This is a genomic window from Segatella asaccharophila, from assembly GCF_054687055.1.
Window position 1 is genome coordinate 1 of sequence record NZ_BAACAN010000009.1, and the last position, 19,522, is coordinate 19,522.

General features: G+C 44.9%; 16 protein-coding genes and 1 pseudogene. 15 read left to right on the forward strand and 2 right to left on the reverse strand.

Features of this window, described 5'->3' with window-relative positions:
- Window positions 1–123: 123 nt before the first annotated feature.
- Window positions 124–687 (reverse strand): annotated as a pseudogene (locus ACYRYG_RS07115) (glycerol acyltransferase); the annotation flags it as partial.
- Window positions 688–1,074: 387 nt separating this feature from the next.
- On the opposite strand from ACYRYG_RS07115, the gene mraZ reads away from it, so the two are divergent.
- The 14 genes from mraZ to ACYRYG_RS07185 all read left to right on the forward strand — a co-directional run bounded on the left by mraZ (window position 1,075) and on the right by ACYRYG_RS07185 (window position 18,032).
- Window positions 1,075–1,605, forward strand: coding sequence for a division/cell wall cluster transcriptional repressor MraZ (gene mraZ / locus ACYRYG_RS07120; RefSeq protein ID WP_293419336.1), 531 nt, complete (start codon window positions 1,075–1,077; stop codon window positions 1,603–1,605).
- Window positions 1,606–1,638: 33 nt separating this feature from the next.
- Window positions 1,639–2,577 (forward strand): 16S rRNA (cytosine(1402)-N(4))-methyltransferase RsmH, encoded by a 939-nt coding sequence (gene rsmH / locus ACYRYG_RS07125; protein WP_460197897.1) that lies wholly within the window; start codon window positions 1,639–1,641, stop codon window positions 2,575–2,577.
- Window positions 2,574–3,125: an FtsL-like putative cell division protein gene (locus ACYRYG_RS07130; protein ID WP_293429002.1), complete on the forward strand. Its 552-nt coding sequence runs from the start codon at window positions 2,574–2,576 to the stop codon at window positions 3,123–3,125. Before rsmH ends, ACYRYG_RS07130 begins: the two co-directional genes overlap by 4 nt.
- On the forward strand, window positions 3,118–5,280 hold the full coding sequence (locus ACYRYG_RS07135) for a penicillin-binding protein (RefSeq protein WP_293419342.1): 2,163 nt from the start codon (window positions 3,118–3,120) through the stop codon (window positions 5,278–5,280). Before ACYRYG_RS07130 ends, ACYRYG_RS07135 begins: the two co-directional genes overlap by 8 nt.
- Before the next feature lie 41 nt (window positions 5,281–5,321).
- On the forward strand, window positions 5,322–6,782 hold the full coding sequence (locus ACYRYG_RS07140; protein ID WP_293419345.1) for a UDP-N-acetylmuramoyl-L-alanyl-D-glutamate--2,6-diaminopimelate ligase: 1,461 nt from the start codon (window positions 5,322–5,324) through the stop codon (window positions 6,780–6,782).
- Between the two features lie 24 nt (window positions 6,783–6,806).
- The gene (gene mraY / locus ACYRYG_RS07145; RefSeq protein ID WP_293419348.1) at window positions 6,807–8,078 is read left to right on the forward strand and encodes a phospho-N-acetylmuramoyl-pentapeptide-transferase; all 1,272 of its coding nucleotides are present in this window, start codon (window positions 6,807–6,809) and stop codon (window positions 8,076–8,078) included.
- 143 nt (window positions 8,079–8,221) lie between these two features.
- Window positions 8,222–9,553, forward strand: a complete 1,332-nt coding sequence (gene murD, locus ACYRYG_RS07150) for a UDP-N-acetylmuramoyl-L-alanine--D-glutamate ligase (RefSeq protein ID WP_460197898.1) — start codon at window positions 8,222–8,224, stop codon at window positions 9,551–9,553.
- 65 nt (window positions 9,554–9,618) lie between these two features.
- Complete coding sequence (locus ACYRYG_RS07155; protein ID WP_293424720.1) at window positions 9,619–10,929, forward strand: FtsW/RodA/SpoVE family cell cycle protein; 1,311 nt, start codon at window positions 9,619–9,621, stop codon at window positions 10,927–10,929.
- Window positions 10,930–11,163: 234 nt separating this feature from the next.
- A complete protein-coding gene (gene murG, locus ACYRYG_RS07160) occupies window positions 11,164–12,276 on the forward strand; it encodes an undecaprenyldiphospho-muramoylpentapeptide beta-N-acetylglucosaminyltransferase (RefSeq protein ID WP_293419357.1) in 1,113 nt (370 codons plus the stop codon).
- Window positions 12,277–12,407: 131 nt separating this feature from the next.
- Window positions 12,408–13,784, forward strand: a complete 1,377-nt coding sequence (gene murC, locus ACYRYG_RS07165) for a UDP-N-acetylmuramate--L-alanine ligase (RefSeq protein WP_293425403.1) — start codon at window positions 12,408–12,410, stop codon at window positions 13,782–13,784.
- Entirely contained in the window at window positions 13,784–14,608 is an 825-nt protein-coding gene (locus ACYRYG_RS07170; protein ID WP_293418650.1) for a cell division protein FtsQ, read from the forward strand. The genes murC and ACYRYG_RS07170 overlap by 1 nt, the downstream gene beginning before the upstream one ends.
- 97 nt (window positions 14,609–14,705) lie before the next feature.
- Window positions 14,706–16,160, forward strand: coding sequence for a cell division protein FtsA (gene ftsA / locus ACYRYG_RS07175; RefSeq protein ID WP_460197899.1), 1,455 nt, complete (start codon window positions 14,706–14,708; stop codon window positions 16,158–16,160).
- A gap of 54 nt (window positions 16,161–16,214) precedes the next feature.
- Window positions 16,215–17,552, forward strand: a complete 1,338-nt coding sequence (gene ftsZ / locus ACYRYG_RS07180; protein ID WP_293418654.1) for a cell division protein FtsZ — start codon at window positions 16,215–16,217, stop codon at window positions 17,550–17,552.
- Between the two features lie 30 nt (window positions 17,553–17,582).
- Window positions 17,583–18,032, forward strand: a complete 450-nt coding sequence (locus ACYRYG_RS07185; protein ID WP_293418656.1) for a GatB/YqeY domain-containing protein — start codon at window positions 17,583–17,585, stop codon at window positions 18,030–18,032.
- 159 nt (window positions 18,033–18,191) lie between these two features.
- Here the strand turns inward: ACYRYG_RS07185 and recO are convergent, their stop codons facing one another.
- Entirely contained in the window at window positions 18,192–18,917 is a 726-nt protein-coding gene (recO, locus tag ACYRYG_RS07190) for a DNA repair protein RecO (RefSeq protein ID WP_460197900.1), read from the reverse strand.
- Between the two features lie 199 nt (window positions 18,918–19,116).
- On the opposite strand from recO, the gene rpsT reads away from it, so the two are divergent.
- Complete coding sequence (gene rpsT / locus ACYRYG_RS07195; protein ID WP_293418660.1) at window positions 19,117–19,371, forward strand: 30S ribosomal protein S20; 255 nt, start codon at window positions 19,117–19,119, stop codon at window positions 19,369–19,371.
- Window positions 19,372–19,522: the final 151 nt, after the last annotated feature.

Consider the following 19,522-nt stretch of genomic DNA (forward strand, 5'->3'; position numbering starts at 1 on the left):
CACTTCTGAAAAGGAGACTTCTTGCTTCTGATTCGCCATATCTAAAGGATTAAAGGATTTATACTGTGGCAAAGATACAAAAAATCCCTTTTCATTCCCTTTGGCGAAAGACAATCATGTACGTTTCGTAACAAATGTCTTCCGCCACGGAACATCATGAATCTGCCCCTTGATTTTTCGAGAACAGAGGCCGGCAGGGAACATCAGCATGTGGCAATTACTTTGAAAACCCTTTTCAACCATCACCGGAAAACTTCGTCCCTGTGCACCTGTCTTGTTAATGCCTATACAAACTGGTCTCAGGCCTGGCAAATACAGGAGAAGATCATTGACCAGATAGCGAAAGTCTCCATCATAATGATCCCCGATGATTGATCCCAATGCCACACCATCCTCGCCCCCCAAAGGATGATTAGAAACAAAAGTATAAACTTTACCGTCATTCTTATCCGGCAAGTTCTCTTCTCCTTCTATTTCCAGCGTCATTTCCAAATAGCGGACACACGCTTTCAGCCATGGGGTTCCCTCCTTATCTCGATTTTCCCAAAGGAAACGATTCACTTCATCCAGATGAACAATATGCTTGAGCCACGATACAAAGGCACGGGGAATGAATTTAGCGTTCTTTCCCATCTTCTGCTTGATAATCACATCCAAATCAATCGTTTTCTTCACCGCCTCATCCATATCTTTCTTGATAAGCTAATACAGTGCAAAAGTAGCACTTGTTTTTTAAATACGTAACTTTTTACCCTAAAAAAGTGCTAAAATAATTTTCTTTATCCGAACAAGTATATCCTTCCTTCCAAAAACAAATGCCTCTGATTCCCCTGAAAAGCCGCAGGTGTGAAACCAGCAACACGGACAGATAATGACCTGACCGGAGAAGAAAGACCACTGCCATTCAGGACGGTTTCGAAACCTTTCCAAAATTGATTTCAATCATCCTGTCGTTATTTTTTGAACCTTCTGCAGTTTATTTCTATTAAGTTTTATAAAATTTGTGGTGGGAAGTGGAGGAATGTGGGGAAATTTATGTAACTTTGAACCCTGATATCATATAAAGAGGTAGAGATGAGGTTTTTAGGACATATTGAGGCCAAAGCCGACAAGAAAGGCCGGGTTTTCCTACCTGCTGTATTCCGTAGGGAGATGCAGGAAGCAGGTGAAGAACGGCTGATATTGCGTAAAGACGTTTTTGAGCCTTGTCTGGTTCTCTATCCAGAATCCGTCTGGAATCAGCAGTTGGACACCCTGCGCAACCATCTCAATCGGTGGAACAAGAAACATCAGCAGATCTTTCGCATGTTCATTTCAGACGTAGAACCTGTCACTCTTGATGGAAACGGTAGATTTCTGATCCCCAAACGCTATCTGAAGATGGCCGGCATCCAGCAAGAAGTTCGTTTCATCGGAATGGATGATACGATAGAAATATGGTGTCATTCCCAAGAGGACCCGCCATTCATGGAGGCTACCGAATTTGTCAAAGACTTGCAGGAGATTATGTCTGAGGATAAAAACAGAGCAGACAATACTGGCATACCTTCTGAAAAGGAAAGAACATCCCAGCCAGATAAAGACCTGATTTTAAAGGGCGAATAAAAACAATCTAGAAAATTCAAAAGAGGACAGATCATGCAAATGTCAACTCCATATCATATACCGGTTCTTTTGGAAGAAAGCATTAATGGCCTTAACATCCGCCCGGACGGCATCTATGTAGATGCAACTTTCGGGGGCGGAGGACATAGCCGTGAGATCCTGTCCAGGATCAGTGGAAGAGGCCATCTCTACAGTTTCGATCAGGATGAAGAGGCGGAAGCGAATATCCACAAACTCGGTGATGCGGATGCTGATAAAGAAGAGAGATGCTTCACCTTTATCCATTCCAATTTCAGATATTTGAAAAACTGGATGCGCTATTACCACGTGGATGGCATTGATGGCCTCCTGGCTGATTTAGGCGTTTCCAGCCATCATTTCGACGACCGTGAGAGAGGCTTCTCTTTTCGTTTTGACGGACCGCTGGACATGAGAATGAATACAAAAGCAAGTATCACCGCAGCTGATATTATCAACAACTATGATGAAGAAAGACTGGCCACGATTTTCCGCTTCTATGGAGAGTTGAAAAATGCCCGCAGAATTGCAGCATCCCTGATAAAAGCACGTGCTCAGAAACGGATTTCAACAACCCAAGATCTGATCCAGGATGTCAGTCCTCTTTTTAGAAGAAACCGGGAGAAAAAGGATCTTGCAAAACTCTTCCAGGCTCTCCGGATAGAGGTCAACCATGAGATGACAGTACTTTCAGATATGCTTCTTTCAGCAGAAAAACTGCTTAAACCGGGAGGGCGGCTGGTCGTCATCACCTACCAGTCACTGGAAGACCGCATTGTCAAGGATATCATGAAATCAGGTAATCTCAAAGGACAGATCAAAACCGATTTCTATGGAAAGACAGATACTCCCTTTAAACTGCTCAACAGTAAAGTCATTACTCCCAGTGAAGAAGAACAGGAAAGAAATCCGAGAAGCAGAAGCGCAAAACTCAGAATAGCAGAAAAGAAATGAAAGAAAATTCACATATTGATCCTCATAAGAAGAAAGACCAATCCTTGAAAAAGGCTATGATCGGACAGTCTTCCGGGCAGTCACATCCTACGGAAAAGGCGGATGCTGACAAATCGTCAATGGACGATCATGATACCTCCCGGAATGATGTGGATAACGAAAAGACTTTCAAAGAAGCTATCGCCCAAGAAGCCACAGAATATGAAGCCCCCCATTCTTCCAATTTCACTCTTAAGAAAATCCTCGGTGGAGATATTCTCAATGCCAGGTTTATCCGTAATCAGATGGGGCTCATCGTGCTCATCGTAGTTTTCATTATCGTCTATATTTCTAACCGATACGGTATCCAAAAAGATCTCATAGAAATCAGCAATTTGCAAACAGAACTCCAAAATGCAAAATACCAGGCACTTTCCAGCAGCAGTCAACTTACGGAGAAAAGCCGTGAGAGTCAGGTCCTGGATCTCTTGAAAAACAATAAGGACAGCGCTCTGCACATTGCAAGCCAGCCTCCTTATATCATCAACGTTCCTGATAAAGATGAATAATTTTGATTCTAAAAAGGTCGTACCACGTTACAGGGCCATTGCCATCCTGCTATCTCTTCTAGCCCTTGTCATACTTGGTAAAACCGTTTATCTGATGACCGCCAAACATGACTATTGGATGAAGGTAGCTGACCGGGTCAAGAGAGATTCGGTATGCGTAAAACCTAACCGCGGTAATATCCTGAGTTGTAATGGAAAACTGCTTGCCAGCAGTCTTCCGGAATTCAAGATCTATATGGATTTTGTAGCCTTGCATCAGGCTGAAAATGACACGCTCTGGGACGAAAAGGAAGATTCCATCTGTATGGAACTACACAGGATCTTTCCGGAGAAGGGGGCTGGATATTTTAAACTCCATCTTAATGAGGGGCGTGCCCGGAAAAGCCGTCACTGGCCTATCTGGGACAAGCGGATTGATTATGATACCTTTACACAGATCGCAAGTTTTCCGGTATTCCGCCTTCCTCCGGATAAGAGCGGATTCCACTGGGAAGAATTTGATTCCCGTAAACGATCTTATGGATCGCTGGCCAGCCGCACGATCGGAGCTATGTTCGGCGCAAAGGATACGGCCCGCTTCGGACTGGAGCTTTCCTATGATTCTATTCTTAGAGGACAGAACGGTATCGTCCACCGCAGAAAGGTACGTAACCGATTCCTGAACATCACGGATACCCCTCCTATCGACGGAGCAGATATCGTCACTACGCTGGATGTCAATATGCAGGACATTGCTGAACGGGCTGTAGTAAATGAACTGGAAAAGATCAACGGCAATGTTGGAGTCGCTATCGTCATGGAAGTAAAGACGGGTGACATTAAGGCCATCGTCAACATGGATAAATGTTTTGACGGAAAATATCGGGAGATTCACAACCATGCCGTTAGTGACCTGCTGGAACCTGGATCCGTGTTCAAACCCGCCAGCATAATGGTTGCGTTGGATGACGGCGTGGTGGACACGACCTATCAAGTCAACACCGGTGACGGAGTATGGAACATGTATGGAAGACTGATGAAAGATCACAACTGGCGGCGAGGGGGCTATGGCATCCTGACCCTACCCCAGACATTATGGTACAGTTCTAATGTCGGTGTAAGCAGAATCATTGATGACCACTATCGGAATGATCCTGAAAAATTCGTCAGAGGTCTTTACCGCACTGGTCTCGCTGACAATTTGGGGATTCCATTGGTAGGGGCAACCCCTGCCCGTATACGAATGCCGCATAAGAACCATCACGGAGAATATGATAACTGGAGCCGCACGGCTCTGCCATGGATGAGTATAGGATACGAGACAGAGGTCCCGCCCATCTCAATGCTGACCTTCTATAACACGATTGCCAACAATGGCGTCATGATGCGGCCGAGGTTTGTACAACGAGTGGTCAAGGACGGGAAAACCATTATGGAACTTCCACCGGAAGTGATGAGGCAGCATATCTGTAAGGATAAGACACTGCACGAAATACAAACTATTCTCAGGCAGGTCGTCAGTGTAGGACTTGGGAAGAAAGCCGGCTCAAAATCATTTGAAGTTTCCGGAAAGACAGGAACAGCACAGATATCAAAAGGAGCAAACGGTTATAAAACTGGTGGGGTCAACTATCTGCTGAGTTTTGCGGGGTATTTCCCTTCCAATGATCCAAAATACAGTTGTATTGTGTGTATTCAGAAATCAGGCTCACCGGCATCCGGAGGAGGAATGAGTGGTGTTGTCTTCCACAATATTGCCGAAGGAATCATGTCCCAAAACTTGAAACTATCCGTCAGTGCTGCCCGTGATTCTGCTTCAGTTTTTGTCCCAGAGGTGAAATCGGGCAATATTCTGGCAGCTGATTACGTTCTTTCACATATCGGCATTCCCACCAATTCAGACTGGGATGGAAACTATGCTGATGGAAATCCGATCTGGGGGAGAGCCAAAGACATTAACCATCGTAAACTCACCCTTTATCGTACCCCATCATATAGTAAATCCGAGATACCGGATGTAAGTGATATGGGAGCCAGAGACGCTGTCTATCTGATTGAAAGCAGAGGCGTAAAAGTCAGGATCCACGGATGTGGAGAAGTCGTCAGTCAGAGTCTGCCCCCGGGACATAAAATACGAAAAGGTGAAAGTTGTGATTTAATCTTGGAAAATAAATAAAACCAAACGGATTAATCTGAAAATAAAGAAGCATCATAATTATGAAATTATCAGAACTATTAAAAAACATCAGACCGACTCAAATCATCGGTGATGCTGACATTGAGATTCAAGGTGTCCAGATAGACTCCCGGAAAGTAAAGAAAGGGTTCCTGTTCATAGCAGAAAGAGGCACTCAAGTGGACGGCCATCGGTTTATATCTACTGCCATAAATGCAGGAGCAACCGCTATCCTCTGCATTGATCTGCCGGATCAGATTCCTGACGGAATAACCTTCGTACAAGTTGCTGACACAGAAGATGCAGTAGGAAAGGTGACTACCTTATTCTATGGTGATCCTTCCAGACATCTGACCCTGGTAGGCGTCACCGGGACCAATGGCAAGACTACCGTAGCTACCTTACTCTATCATCTGTTCCGGAAATTCGGCTATAAATGCGGTCTGTTATCCACGGTCATCAATTATGTTGATGACAAACCTTATCCCGCTGACCATACGACGCCTGACCCTATCGAACTGAATGAACTTCTCAGTGAGATGGTCAAGGCTGGCTGCCAATATGCTTTTATGGAATGTTCTTCTCATGCTATTCATCAGAAAAGGATCGGCGGACTGAAATTCAAAGGAGCACTCTTCACGAATCTCACCCGTGACCATCTCGATTACCATAAGACTTTTGAGAATTACCGTAATGCTAAAAAAGCTTTCTTCGACGGGTTGTCAAAGGATGCTTTCGCTATCACCAATGCAGATGATAAAAATGGCATGATCATGGTCCAGAACACAAAAGCGACCATTAAGACCTACTCTATCTGCAAGATGGCTGATTTCAGAGCTAAGATTCTGGAGTTTCATTTCGAAGGCATGCTTCTGGAAATTAACGGGAAGGAAGTAGCCGTACAATTTATCGGCAAATTCAATGTCAGCAACCTGTTGGCCGTCTATGGTGCAGCGGTCATGCTGGGCAAGAAGCCTGAAGACGTCCTCGTTGCGATGAGCACGCTGCACAGTGTCCGCGGCCGCCTGGAACCCGTCCATTCCCCAGAAGGATTTACGGCGATCGTCGATTATGCTCATACACCTGATGCCATTGAAAATGTTCTCAATGCCATTCACGAAGTGCTGAATGGAAAGGGAAGGGTCATTACCGTATGCGGTGCCGGTGGTAACCGGGACAAGGGCAAGCGCCCGATGATGGCCCAAGAAGCGGTCAGACAAAGTGATCAGGTCATTATCACGACGGATAATCCTCGTTTCGAGGAACCACAGGATATTATCAACGACATGATCGCTGGCCTGAATGAGCAACAAAAGAAAAAGGTCATCACAATCGTTGACCGGAAAGAAGCCATTAAGACAGCATGCGCCATGGCCAGAAAAGGGGACGTGGTCCTCGTTGCCGGCAAGGGCCATGAAACTTATCAGGATGTCAAGGGTATCAAGCATCATTTTGACGACAGGGAAATTCTGAGGGACATCTTCGGTATTCCCAACAAATAATTAAAAATCTCTAACAAAGAAAAAATGCTATACTATCTATTCAGATTTTTGGATCAGTTTGGGATTTCCGGTTCTCGTCTATGGGGGTATATCTCCTTCAGGGCCTTGTTAGCCTTAATTCTGTCATTGGTCATCTCAGCATGGTTCGGAGAAAAATTCATCAAATTCCTGAAACGTAAGCAAATTACAGAAACTCAGCGTGATGCCAGCATCGATCCCTTTGGAGTCAAAAAAGTCGGTGTCCCCTCCATGGGCGGGATCATCATCATTGTCGCCATCCTGATACCGGTTCTGCTGCTGGGACGCTTGCGGAACATCTATCTGTTATTGATGATCATCACAACCGTCTGGCTGGGATTCCTTGGTGGAATGGATGACTTCATCAAGATATTCAGAAAGAATAAAGAGGGTCTGAAGGGAAAATACAAGATCTTCGGTCAGGTCAGTATCGGTCTGATCGTAGGACTTGTCCTCTGGGCTTCTCCAGATGTCAAGATCAATGAAAACCTGGCTATCGAAAAGCAAAACGGACAGGAAGTCGTCATCAAGCACAGAGCAAAAGCCCGAAAATCACTAAAAACAACTATTCCTTTTGTAAAGGGACATAACCTTGACTATTCCAGGGTTATGAGTTTTTGCGGAAAACACAAGGTTGCAGCAGGCTGGGTACTCTTTGTCTTTGTCACGATATTTATCGTCACAGCTGTATCCAATGGAGCAAACCTGAATGACGGGATGGATGGTATGTGTGCAGGTAATTCAGCCATCATCGGGGTCACACTGGGTATTCTTGCATACGTGAGCTCTCACATTAATCTGGCTGCCTACCTCAACATTATGTATATTCCGGGGGCACAGGAGCTGGTCGTATTTTTCTGTGCTTTCGTCGGCGCTCTCATCGGATTCCTATGGTATAATGCTTATCCTGCACAGATCTTCATGGGAGATACCGGATCACTCACCATCGGGGGAATTATCGGTGTCGGGGCTGTCCTTATCAAAAAGGAGCTCTTACTTCCTATCCTGTGTGGGATCTTCCTCATAGAGAGCTTGAGTGTGATCGTCCAGGTCTACTATGCCAAGGTGGGATCCAGGAGAGGCATCAAGCAACGTATCCTGAAACGCGCTCCTCTCCATGACCATTACAGGACGCAGCAGGACCAGTTGGCCCCAGACACTCACTATTTAATTAAAAAACCGACGGCCGTCTACCATGAGGCAAAAATCACGGTCCGCTTCTGGATCATCTCCATCATCCTTGCAGCTTTGACCATCATCACCCTGAAGATCCGGTAAAAGAACAAAAGCATATCTTTCCAGGAAGGATAGCGGAAGCCTCAGCTAAAGGTTGAAGAACTTCTCCAGAAATCAGGAAGGAAGTGTTTAGATACACGTGAAAATCGTGGTAAAATAGTAAAGAACAAATAAACGTTGCAGTTATGAGCAGAATTGTTATATTAGGTGCAGGAGAAAGTGGCAGTGGCGCTGCTGTCCTGGCCAAGAAGGAAGGTTTTGACACATTTGTCTCTGACAGTGGCAAAATAAAAGATAAGTACAAGGAACTGATGAATGATCATGGCATCGCCTGGGAAGAAGGGCAGAACTCCAAAGAGAAAATTCTCAACGCTGATGAGGTCATCAAGAGTCCGGGTATCCCTAAAGAAGCTCCTATCGTACAGATGCTGATCAAGCAGGGTACACATATCATCAGCGAGATCGAGTTCGCCGGCCGTTATACCCATTCTAAGATGATTTGTATTACCGGCAGCAATGGCAAGACAACGACCACCTCGCTCATCTATCATATCTTCAAAAAAGCCGGTTATGATGTCGGCCTCGCCGGTAACATCGGCAGGAGCCTGGCTCTCCAGGTGGCTGAGGATCCACATGAATATTATATCATTGAGCTCAGCAGTTTCCAACTGGATAACATGTATGATTTCCATGCCAATATTGCTATTCTGCTGAATATTACCCCGGACCACCTTGACCGCTACGACTTCAAGTTTGAGAACTACGCATCGGCAAAAATGCGTATTACGCAGAACCAGACACATGACGATCACTTCATCTTTTGGAACGATGACCCTGTCATTGCGAAAGAACTGAAGAAATATGACATCAAGGCCGTGCCCTGCCCGTTTTCAGAACTTAAGGAAAAAGGATCGATAGGTTACATCGAGGACGGCCAATACCGACTCGAATACCCCACTCCATTCAATATGGAACAGGAAGAACTGAGTCTGACAGGTAAACACAACATCTATAACAGCCTGGCTGCCGGTCTGGCTTCCAATATTGCGGGAATCAAAAAGGAGGTTATCCGTAAGAGTCTGAGTGACTTTCCAGGTGTTCCTCATCGACTTGAAAAGGTCTGCAAGGTTGCCGGAGTACAATATATCAACGACTCAAAGGCCACGAATGTGGATGCCTGCTGGTATGCACTGGAAAGCATGAAAACCCCGACGATCCTGATTCTCGGAGGCAAGGATAAGGGGAACGACTATCATCATATCATGGATCTGGTCAAACAGAAATGTGTTGCACTGGTCTATCTTGGCAAAGATAATACTAAACTTCATAAGAACTTTGACTCACTGGGCCTGCCGGTCCGCGATACCCATAACATGAAAGACTGTGTGCAGGCTTGTTACGAAATGGCTAAACCGGGAGAGACCGTTCTGCTCAGCCCGTGCTGCGCCAGTTTTGACCTGTTTACCTGCATGGAAGACCGTGGTGACCAGTTTAAAGCCCTCGTCAGGAGTTTGTAAAGTCATCTACACCTTCCAATGGTTCAATCTTTATAAAAGAAAAAATTGAAAACAACACAAATTTCATGCCAACCAACAGCAAGAATTTAACAAGTAAAATAACCAATATCTTCAAAGGAGACAAGGTGATCTGGATGGTATTTTTTTTCCTCTGCCTGATCAGTATCACCGAAGTCTATTCGGCCTCAAGTTCTCTGAGCTATAGGGGGGGAAACTACTGGAGTCCTGTTCTGAAACATGTCGGCACACTCATCATCGGATTATTTTTCATGGTGGTAACCCTCAATATACCCTGCAAATACTTTAAGATCTTTACACCCTTTCTGTTGGTTTTCTCTTTCATTACTCTGATATGGGTTTTGCTGGCAGGACACGCTACCAATGGTGCCCAGCGCTGGATCAACTTTATCGGCATAGAATTCCAGCCTTCTGAAGTCGCTAAGGGAACTATGGTCCTGGCGGTAGCTCAGATCCTGAGTGCCATGCAGACAGACAAGGGGGCGGATCGAAGGGCAATGAAATATATCCTGATCGTATGTGCATTCATTATTCCACTCATCATGATGGAAAACCTGTCTACCGCAGTGCTCCTGTCTGCTACCATTCTCGGGATGATGGTCATCGGGCGCATTCCGATGTCTCAGATCGGGAAACTGGTTGGAATCGTTATGCTGGCTGTTTTTGTTTTTTTCGGGGCAATCATGATTATGGGGAAAGATAACCCTTCCGCTCCGGGAAATAAGAGTCTGACCGAAAATGTAACCGAAAAGCCTGAAAGTCCGGGACTCTTCGGCCGAATATTTCACCGTGCTGACACGTGGAAATCACGCATCAACGGATTTTTCAATAGCAAAGAAGTGCCACCGGACAAGGTAGATCTGGATAAAGATGGCCAGAAAGCACATGCCAATATCGCAATTGCCTCATCAAACATCATCGGGAAAGGTCCCGGAAATTCTGTCGAAAGGGATTTCCTGTCCCAGGCCTTCTCCGATTTCATCTTTGCAATCATCATTGAGGAGATGGGAATAGAAGGTGCTATCTTTGTAGTGCTCCTTTATCTGATCCTTATCTTCCGGACAGGAAAGATTGCAAACCGGTGCGAACACAATTTCCCGGCATTCCTGGCTATGGGGCTGGCGCTGCTGCTCGTCATACAGGCTTTATTCAACATGCTTGTAGCCGTAGGCCTTGCACCGGTTACCGGGCAGCCTCTGCCTCTTATCAGCAAAGGGGGCACATCAACGGTAATCAATTGCATTTATGTAGGTGTCATCCTGAGTATCAGCCGCTTTGCAAAAAAGAAAAAACCCATAGAGGCAGATACCGCATCTCCGCAGAAACTGAAAACAGATAACTCTGGAGCCGTCATTTGAAAAACAGGAATTCGAAAAAGATAAGACTTCTACTTGATGACCATGCACGATGATCCACCTTCAAGTAAGACCGATGGAAGTAAAAACTCATCAAATCGTCCTTCTTATCGGGAAAATCCGAAAAGAAACGACATAAATCTGTTCCTATCATCTGCAAAGGCGTCAAATAAATGCACAAAAATTACCAAAACAATTTTTTTTTGCTTAATTTTGCGAAATAAACAACAGAAAACAATGGACAAAGAACTCAGGATTATCATCAGCGGCGGCGGAACGGGAGGACACATTTTCCCGGCCATATCAATCGCTAATGCGATAAAGGCTAAACGCCCCGATGCCAAGATTCTCTTTGTAGGAGCTGAGGGACGAATGGAAATGCAACGCGTCCCAGCAGCAGGATATGAGATCAAGGGACTTCCAATCTGCGGTTTTGACCGCAAACATTTATTGAAGAACCTTGTTGTCCTTTACAAAATCTTCAAGAGCCAGCAGTTGGCTAAACGTATTATCCGTAAGTTCAAGCCCATGGTGGCAGTAGGAGTAGGTGGTTATGCCAGCGGCCCTACCTTGAATGTATGTGCGGAAAAGGGAATTCCATGTCTGATCCAGGAGCAAAATTCATACGCCGGAGTAACCAATAAACTATTGGCAAAGAAAGCCTCGAAAATCTGTGTGGCTTATGAAGGAATGGGACGGTTTTTCCCTCAGGACAAAATCATCATGACGGGCAATCCGGTCCGCCAAAACGTTGTGGACGTAAAGATAACACAAGAAGAGGCCCGGAAAAGATTCGGACTGGATCCGGAAAAGAAAACCATCTTGCTTGTAGGGGGAAGCCTCGGAGCAAGAACCATCAACGAGAGCGTAAAGGAACACCTTGACCTGGTGAAGAACAGTAAGGTGCAACTGATCTGGCAGACGGGAAAATATTACTTCAAAGAGATGGAGGCTGCCGTAAAGGCCTTCGGCAAACTTGACAATCTCGTCACCACTGACTTCATCAGTGATATGGGGGCAGCATATAAAGCAGCTGACCTGGTGATCAGCCGTGCCGGAGCCAGCAGCATCAGCGAGTTCTGTCTTATCGGAAAACCGGTGATCCTTGTCCCCAGCCCTAACGTGGCTGAGGATCATCAGACTAAAAATGCCATGGCACTGGTCAATAAGGATGCTGCTGTCTATGTCAAAGACCTAGAAGCCTCTCAGGTCTTGCTTAAAGAAGCTCTCGAACTGGTCCAGGATGACCGTAAACTTCTTTCTCTGAGCGAGAATATTAAAAAACTGGGATTGAAGGATTCAGCTAATGTCATAGCTGACGAAGTCATCCAACTGGCATCAGGTAAATAGCCAGACTCTCAGCAGCCGGAACAGTAGCTCCTCCACTGCATGGCAGGGAGTTCTTCCAGGCATTTAGAAAATCCATATACCGGAAAAACTCCGAAATAACAATAAGAAATAAGTAAAATACAAATAAGAACATGGAACTGAAAGATATTAAAGCTGTATATTTCATAGGTGCCGGCGGCATTGGGATGAGCGCTATCGCCCGATTCTTTATTTACAGGGGTCTGGTGGTTGCCGGTTATGACCGAACGCCATCGACCCTCACCCGCCAGTTGGAAAAAGAGGGAATGCTGATTCACTATGAGGCCAATACAGACGATATCCCACACGCTTGTAAAGACCCGAAATCCACATTGGTCGTCTATACCCCTGCTATTCCTGCTACCCAGGAAGAACTGGTCTATTTCAGAACGAACAACTTTGAGGTACAGAAGCGTGCTCAGGTACTAGGTTTGCTGACGCGGACACATAAAGGCCTTTGCGTGGCGGGTACCCATGGCAAGACAACAACTTCTACGATGTGTGCACATATCATGCACCAGAGCCATGTAGACTGCAATGCTTTCCTCGGTGGAATATCTAAAAACTACGGTACCAACTATATCCTTTCTGACAAGAGTGATTTTGTGGTTATCGAGGCAGATGAATTTGACCGTTCTTTCCACTGGCTCCGCCCCTGGATGAGCGTGATTACGGCTACCGATCCGGATCATCTCGACATCTATGGCACCAAAGAGGCCTATCTGGAAAGTTTCCGGCATTATACAGAACTCATCCAACCCGGTGGGGCTCTGATCATCCATACCGATCTGGAAATGCGCCCAAATGTCCAGACTGGCGTCACTACTTATACCTACAGCCGTGACAAGGGTGATTTCCATGCAGAAAACATAAAAATCGACAATGGCAACATCTCTTTTGACTTTATCTCTCCTGTAGAAAACGTCCCTCATATCGTATTGGGACAACCTGTTCCTATCAATATAGAAAATGGAGTTGCCGCCATGGCCATGTCACAACTCAACGGCTGCACGGCGGATGAACTACGCTATGGCATGAAAACTTACAGCGGCGTTGATCGGCGCTTTGATTTCAAGATCAAAAATGACCATCAGGTGTTTCTCTCTGATTATGGCCATCATCCTAAAGAAATACTGCAATGTGCAAAAAGTCTTAGAGAACTGTTCCAGGGACGGAAGATCTCAGTGATCTTTCAACCGCATCTCTATACCAGGACAAGGGATTTCTACAAAGACTTTGCAACATCCCTAAGCCATTTTGATGAAGTGATCCTCACTGAGATTTATCCGGCGAGAGAACAACCTATCCCTGGAGTTACCAGTAAACTCATCTATGACAACCTGAAAGAAGGTATCGAGAAGACGATGATCAAGAAGAACGAGGTACTGGATTTCGTCAGAAATCATGACTTCGACGTTCTGGTAGTACTCGGCGCCGGTGATCTGGACAACTACTCTCCACAGATTAAGAAAATCCTGGAAGAAAAATAATGCGGTGCATCAAGTGGAAGAAAACAATCATTGTCTTACTGGATGTCATACTGGCTGTATACCTCCTGTTTGCCTTCACAGACTTTCACCTGTCTGATGAAAGTAACAGAATATGCACTAAAGTACAGATCAATATCCAGGACAAGATGACAAATGGCTTCATTGATGCAAAAGAAATAAAGAAGCGTCTGGTCCATCATCACCTGTACCCTTTAGGAAAATTGATGCAGACCATCAACAGCAGGCAGATTGAGGACATGCTCAGGAAAAGTGCATTTGTCAAGACGGCACAATGCTATAAGACAGAGGACGGGGAACTGTGTATTAACATCACACAACGTATGCCTCTGGTCAGAATAAAAAGTAATAATGGTGATGACTATTACCTGGATGACAACGATGCCATCATGCCTAACACGAAATATGTCAGCAATCTTATCATCGTCACAGGAAGTCTTTCAAAATGGTTCGCGGAAAGATATATCTCTATCTTGAGCAAGACGATTATGTCAGACGACTTATGGAAGAATCAGATTGAACAGATCAATGTCCTTCCGGATAAGGGGATAGAATTAGTACCACGAGTGGGCAACCAGATCATTTATATCGGTAATCTTCCGGAATGCAACAACCCTGGTGAACGACAGTTGATGGTAACCGCATACGTACAGAAAAAGCTGAAACGACTGAAAGAGTTCTATATGTATGGGCTCTCTCAGGCAGGATGGAACAAATATTCTTACATTAATCTTGAATTTGATAATCAGATTATCTGCAAGAAACGTAAGACAGAAAAGGAAAGCGGCGAAAGTCAGGATCTGTAGACACCACTCAGACTACGGATATAAACCGGATAAGATAAGGGAGATCCGTCAGCCTCCGGGTGCCATAAAATTATAAAATCAACATAGATATACATATATGCCAAAAGAATTTATCGTAGCCATAGAACTGGGCTCATCAAAGATGACCGGTATTGCAGGGCAGAAGAATCTCGACGGCAGCATTACGGTGCTCTCTGTAGTCGAGGAGAAGTCGGAGTCTTGCATTCGTAAGGGTGTGGTCTATAATATGGAGAAAACCGGTCAAGCATTAACCAACATCATCAAGAACTTAAGATCTAATCTTAAACAGGAAATTACACATGTCTATGTCGGTGTAGGTGGACAATCCATCCATAGTGAAAAGAATGTGATCATCAAGGATCTACCCGAAAACACTCAGGTAACCCAGGAGATGATCAATGAGAAAATGGATGAAAACCGTAACATGTCCTATCCTGAACAGGAGATTTTAGACGCCATCACACAGGAATATAAAGTCGACAATCAATTCCAGTTGGATCCTGTCGGCATCCAGTGCAACCGCCTCGAAGGTAATTTTCTGAATATCCTTTGGCGAAAGAAGTTCTATAACAGTCTTAACACTTGCTTTGACAATGCTGGCATTGCCATCGCAGAGATGTACCTGGCTCCATTAGCTCTTGCCGACAACGTGCTCACCGAAACGGAGAAACGCTCGGGCTGCGTCCTGATTGATCTTGGTGCTGAAACGACTACCGTCTCTATCTATTTTAAGGGACTGCTCCGCTTTCTCACGGTCATCCCCCTGGGATGCAACAATATTACAAAAGACCTTACGTCTCTCCAGATTGAAGAATCACAGGCAGAAAAGCTGAAATTGAAGTATGCTTGTGCCTATACGGACAATAAGGACATCAAGGACGGTGCCTTCTATCAGATTGATAAAGACCGGAAAGTCGACTCCCGTAAGTTCATAGAAATCGTCGAGGCCCGCGTAGAAGAGATCGTCGAAAATGTATGGTTCCAGATCCCTAATGAGTACACCGATAAACTCCTGGGAGGAATGATCCTGACGGGTGGAGGTAGTAATATGCCGAACATTGAAACAGCCTTCCGGCAATTTACTCATATTGATAAAATCCGCATCGCTAAGTTTGTCATCCCCACCATCCATTCCAATGACCTCAAGATCAATGCCCATGATGGAACCATGAATACCATTCTCAGTCTGCTGGCTAAAGGTGACATGAACTGTGCCGGAGAAGAACTCAGGAATGATCTCTTCAACAACTCTTCGAACACCGAAAACAAACAGGGCATATCTGCCGACCGACGGCAGAAATTCCGGGATCCTAAAGTTACAACTGGCTCTGGGATCGTGCTCACTGCGGCAGAAAAACAGGAAATGGAAGAAGCCCGCAGGAAAAAAGAAGCTGAAGAAGAGGCTGCACGGGAAGCTGCTGAAGAGGAGGAACGGCAAAGGGCTGAAGAACGGAAAGAAAACAGTTGGGGACATAAATTTCTGAAAAAGTTGAAGAAATTTGGTCAGAACATGATTTCCGAAGACGAATAATTCCAAGGCTTATCACCAGATTCTATAGTAGACCACAATTTTAACACGACGAACATGGCAGATACAGATACAAAAACGAATATATTAGACTTCGACGAACCTGAACCACATAAAAGTATCATTAAGGTTATCGGCGTAGGTGGCGGAGGTGGCAACGCCGTCAATCACATGTATCGGGAAGGCATTCATGATGTAAACTTCGTGGTATGCAATACGGATAATCAGGCATTGAATGACTCTCCGGTACCTGTCCATCTTCAATTAGGCAAAGAAGGACTGGGAGCCGGCAACAAACCGGAAAAAGCCCACCAGGCAGCAGAAGATACGATCAAGGACATCAAGAACATGCTCAATGATGGTACTAAAATGGCCTTCATCACAGCAGGAATGGGAGGCGGCACCGGAACGGGAGCTGCTCCTGTCATCGCCCGTGTCAGTAAAGAACTGGGCATCTTGACGGTCGGAATCGTCACAATACCTTTCAGTTTCGAAGGGGATCGTAAGATCGATCAGGCCCTGGATGGTGTCGAAGAGATGTCCAAGCATGTAGATGCCCTTTTGGTCATCAACAACGAGCGGCTGAGGGAAATCTATCCGGAACTCACCGTCCTCGACGCTTTTGGAAAAGCCGACGACACCTTGAGTGTTGCTGCCAAAAGTATCGCGGAGATTATTACCACCCACGGGGTCATCAACCTCGACTTCAACGATGTCAAGACGGTACTTAAAGATGGCGGAGTGGCTATCATGAGTACGGGTTATGGAGAAGGAGAAGGCAGAGTGAAAAAAGCCATTGATGATGCATTAAATTCTCCACTGCTCAATGATAATGACATCTTTCATTCCAAGAAAATCCTGCTGAGCATCAACTTCTGTGATGAGAAAAACAGCAAATCAGGACTCAAGATGGAAGAGATGAATGATGTAAATGACTTTATGCATCAGTTCAAGGATGATTTTGAGATCAAATGGGGACTGGCTATTGACCCGGATCTGGGCAATAAAGTCAAGGTCACTATTCTGGCTACAGGTTTCGGCATTGAGGATGTAGATGGCATGAATAACCATCTGGACAAGAAGCATAGCCAGGAGGAAGCCTCCCGGATCGCCGAGCAGAAAGAAAAGGCAGCAGAACGACAGGATCGCAGAAACCGTTATTATGGCAAAGATGGTAAGAGCAATCTGTACAAGCGACGCCCGCATATTTTCCACTTCAGACCCGAAGACCTTGATAATGAAGACATCATTCTGGCTGTAGAAAATACCCCTACCTATAAAAGAACTGCCCGAATGTTGGAAAATATCCGCAATCAGGCCTCGGACACTACGGAAAATGCTGAAGAAAAGGCAGAGGATAAACAAGACATTCAGGGTACGATTACCTTTGAATAACTTATATCATACATTCTAATTTATCGCATTATGACATTATTTGATCAAATTAGTTTAGACATCCAAAAGGCAATGAAAGCTAAGGACAAAGTTCGTCTGGAAACATTGCGCAACATCAAGAAAGAATTCCTAGAAGCTAAGACTGCGCCAGGATCAGATGGAACCCTCTCAGATGCCAAAGGCTTGAAAATCATACAAAAACTGGTAAAACAAGGTAAAGATGATGCCCAACTCTTCCAGGACCATAACCGGCAATCACTGGCTGACGAATCCATGACTCAGGTAAAGGTCATGGAAGAATACCTGCCGAAACAAATGTCTGAAAGTGCTATTGAAGAGAAAGTAAAAGAGATCATGACCCGCCTGGGTGCTTCTTCCATGAAGGATATGGGAAAGGTAATGAAAGAGGCTAACCAGGAGATGGCTGGACAAGCTGAAGGACGTGTGATCTCTGGAATAGTCAGAAAACTCCTGGCTTGAAAGAAAATTACAGGACAGAGGATCTGAAAAGATTCCTACAGGAGTCCGGTCTGCTCAAGAGATGGATGAATACCTCTCTTTAGGAACAGTCCGGACTCTTTGTTCTTTACCCCCTGAAGAGTCCTTGTTTTTTAATATGAACCCAGAAAGCAAAGGAACTCAGGAAAATAATTGCTTGAGAACATCAAAAGATTTAAGCTCTGGAAAATCCGGGACATGCAAACGATAATATCGAAGGATGATCCCCGTAATATCATCCCGTTCTTCATGAGAGACCAGGAGAGAAGACATGGAGGAATAGTCCAGACGGAGAAGCCGGCTGACATAAGCGGCTTCCCGCGGAGGAAGAAAATCGGGATGAAGAGGAGAAGAAGATACGAAGCATCCCTCCCGGAGATCAAAATAAGAGCCTTCTCTTTCATTTTCCGTATTCGGATAAAAACCCAGGAAACGTGTCAGATGCAACATGAAAATGAGATGAAAATTAGCAAAGGAACCGGGTTTGTCATCAAGCCATTCCAGACTTTTTTCAACAAACTCAAATAAGGGTACATTCTGTTGTTCATTACGAATAGCATAATAGAGAAAATCAGACACAAAAAGAGCCAGGGAGAGCTTGTAAGGATCAAAGGGAATACTGAGATAGGGCCGGTAAATGCGGATATTGCGGAGATGCTGCAAATGAGCATTACTCCTGTAATCATACCCCAGGTCCAACAAGGTCAGCGGCTGGAAAAACTGCTTCTTGATCTGTCCCTTACCCGACCTGGCAATACGACAGATACATGACAGCCGCCCTTGTTCTTTCGTAAAGAAATTCGTAATAAACTGCTGATCACCGTACTTCAAGGAATGAAGCATAATCGCTTTCGTTTTCACATCCATTACTGGCAAAAATACTAAAAAACACCTGTTTGGAGAAAAAATTCCAGTTAAAATTTGCAGACATCAAGAAAAAGAGGTAACTTTGCACTCGCAAAACCGCTAATGGTCCCGTCGTCTATAGGTTAGGACGAGAGATTTTCATTCTCTAAAGAGCAGTTCGATTCTGCTCGGGACTACAAAACAAAGAACAGAAAAAAAGATGGCAAATCACAAATCTAACATCAAGCGGATCCGCCAGACGAAAACTCGGACTCTGCACAACAAGTACTACGCTAAAACGATGCGTAATGCCGTCCGTAAGTTGCGCGCAGAAACCAACAAGGACGAGGCTCTTAAGTTGTATCCTACCGTACAGAAACTTCTGGATAAGTTAGCCAACAAGAAAATTATCCATAAGAACAAAGCTGCTAACTTAAAATCAAGTCTTAGTGTTCATATCGCCAAATTAGGATAAATATTCTATTTAATTATATTAAGCTGCCATTCAAAATGAATTGCAGCTTTTTTTATGTCCTTTTCTGCCCTTTTCCTTCAGGCTGACAGGCACAAGAAGCAGCCTTAATTGTTTCCCATCAAGGGTAGGTGAATTACCGTCCGGAAGATGC

Coding starts and splice junctions, on each gene's coding strand:
- ACYRYG_RS07130 (WP_293429002.1), top strand. CDS start 2,574: ATGAAAGAAAATTCACATATTGATCCTCATAAGAAGAAAGACCAATCC.
- rpsT (WP_293418660.1), top strand. CDS start 19,117: ATGGCAAATCACAAATCTAACATCAAGCGGATCCGCCAGACGAAAACT.
- ACYRYG_RS07170 (WP_293418650.1), top strand. CDS start 13,784: ATGCGGTGCATCAAGTGGAAGAAAACAATCATTGTCTTACTGGATGTC.
- ftsA (WP_460197899.1), top strand. CDS start 14,706: ATGCCAAAAGAATTTATCGTAGCCATAGAACTGGGCTCATCAAAGATG.
- ftsZ (WP_293418654.1), top strand. CDS start 16,215: ATGGCAGATACAGATACAAAAACGAATATATTAGACTTCGACGAACCT.
- ACYRYG_RS07185 (WP_293418656.1), top strand. CDS start 17,583: ATGACATTATTTGATCAAATTAGTTTAGACATCCAAAAGGCAATGAAA.
- ACYRYG_RS07155 (WP_293424720.1), top strand. CDS start 9,619: ATGCCAACCAACAGCAAGAATTTAACAAGTAAAATAACCAATATCTTC.
- murC (WP_293425403.1), top strand. CDS start 12,408: ATGGAACTGAAAGATATTAAAGCTGTATATTTCATAGGTGCCGGCGGC.
- ACYRYG_RS07135 (WP_293419342.1), top strand. CDS start 3,118: ATGAATAATTTTGATTCTAAAAAGGTCGTACCACGTTACAGGGCCATT.
- recO (WP_460197900.1), bottom strand. CDS start 18,917: ATGGATGTGAAAACGAAAGCGATTATGCTTCATTCCTTGAAGTACGGT.
- murD (WP_460197898.1), top strand. CDS start 8,222: ATGAGCAGAATTGTTATATTAGGTGCAGGAGAAAGTGGCAGTGGCGCT.
- mraY (WP_293419348.1), top strand. CDS start 6,807: ATGCTATACTATCTATTCAGATTTTTGGATCAGTTTGGGATTTCCGGT.
- rsmH (WP_460197897.1), top strand. CDS start 1,639: ATGCAAATGTCAACTCCATATCATATACCGGTTCTTTTGGAAGAAAGC.
- murG (WP_293419357.1), top strand. CDS start 11,164: ATGGACAAAGAACTCAGGATTATCATCAGCGGCGGCGGAACGGGAGGA.
- mraZ (WP_293419336.1), top strand. CDS start 1,075: ATGAGGTTTTTAGGACATATTGAGGCCAAAGCCGACAAGAAAGGCCGG.
- ACYRYG_RS07140 (WP_293419345.1), top strand. CDS start 5,322: ATGAAATTATCAGAACTATTAAAAAACATCAGACCGACTCAAATCATC.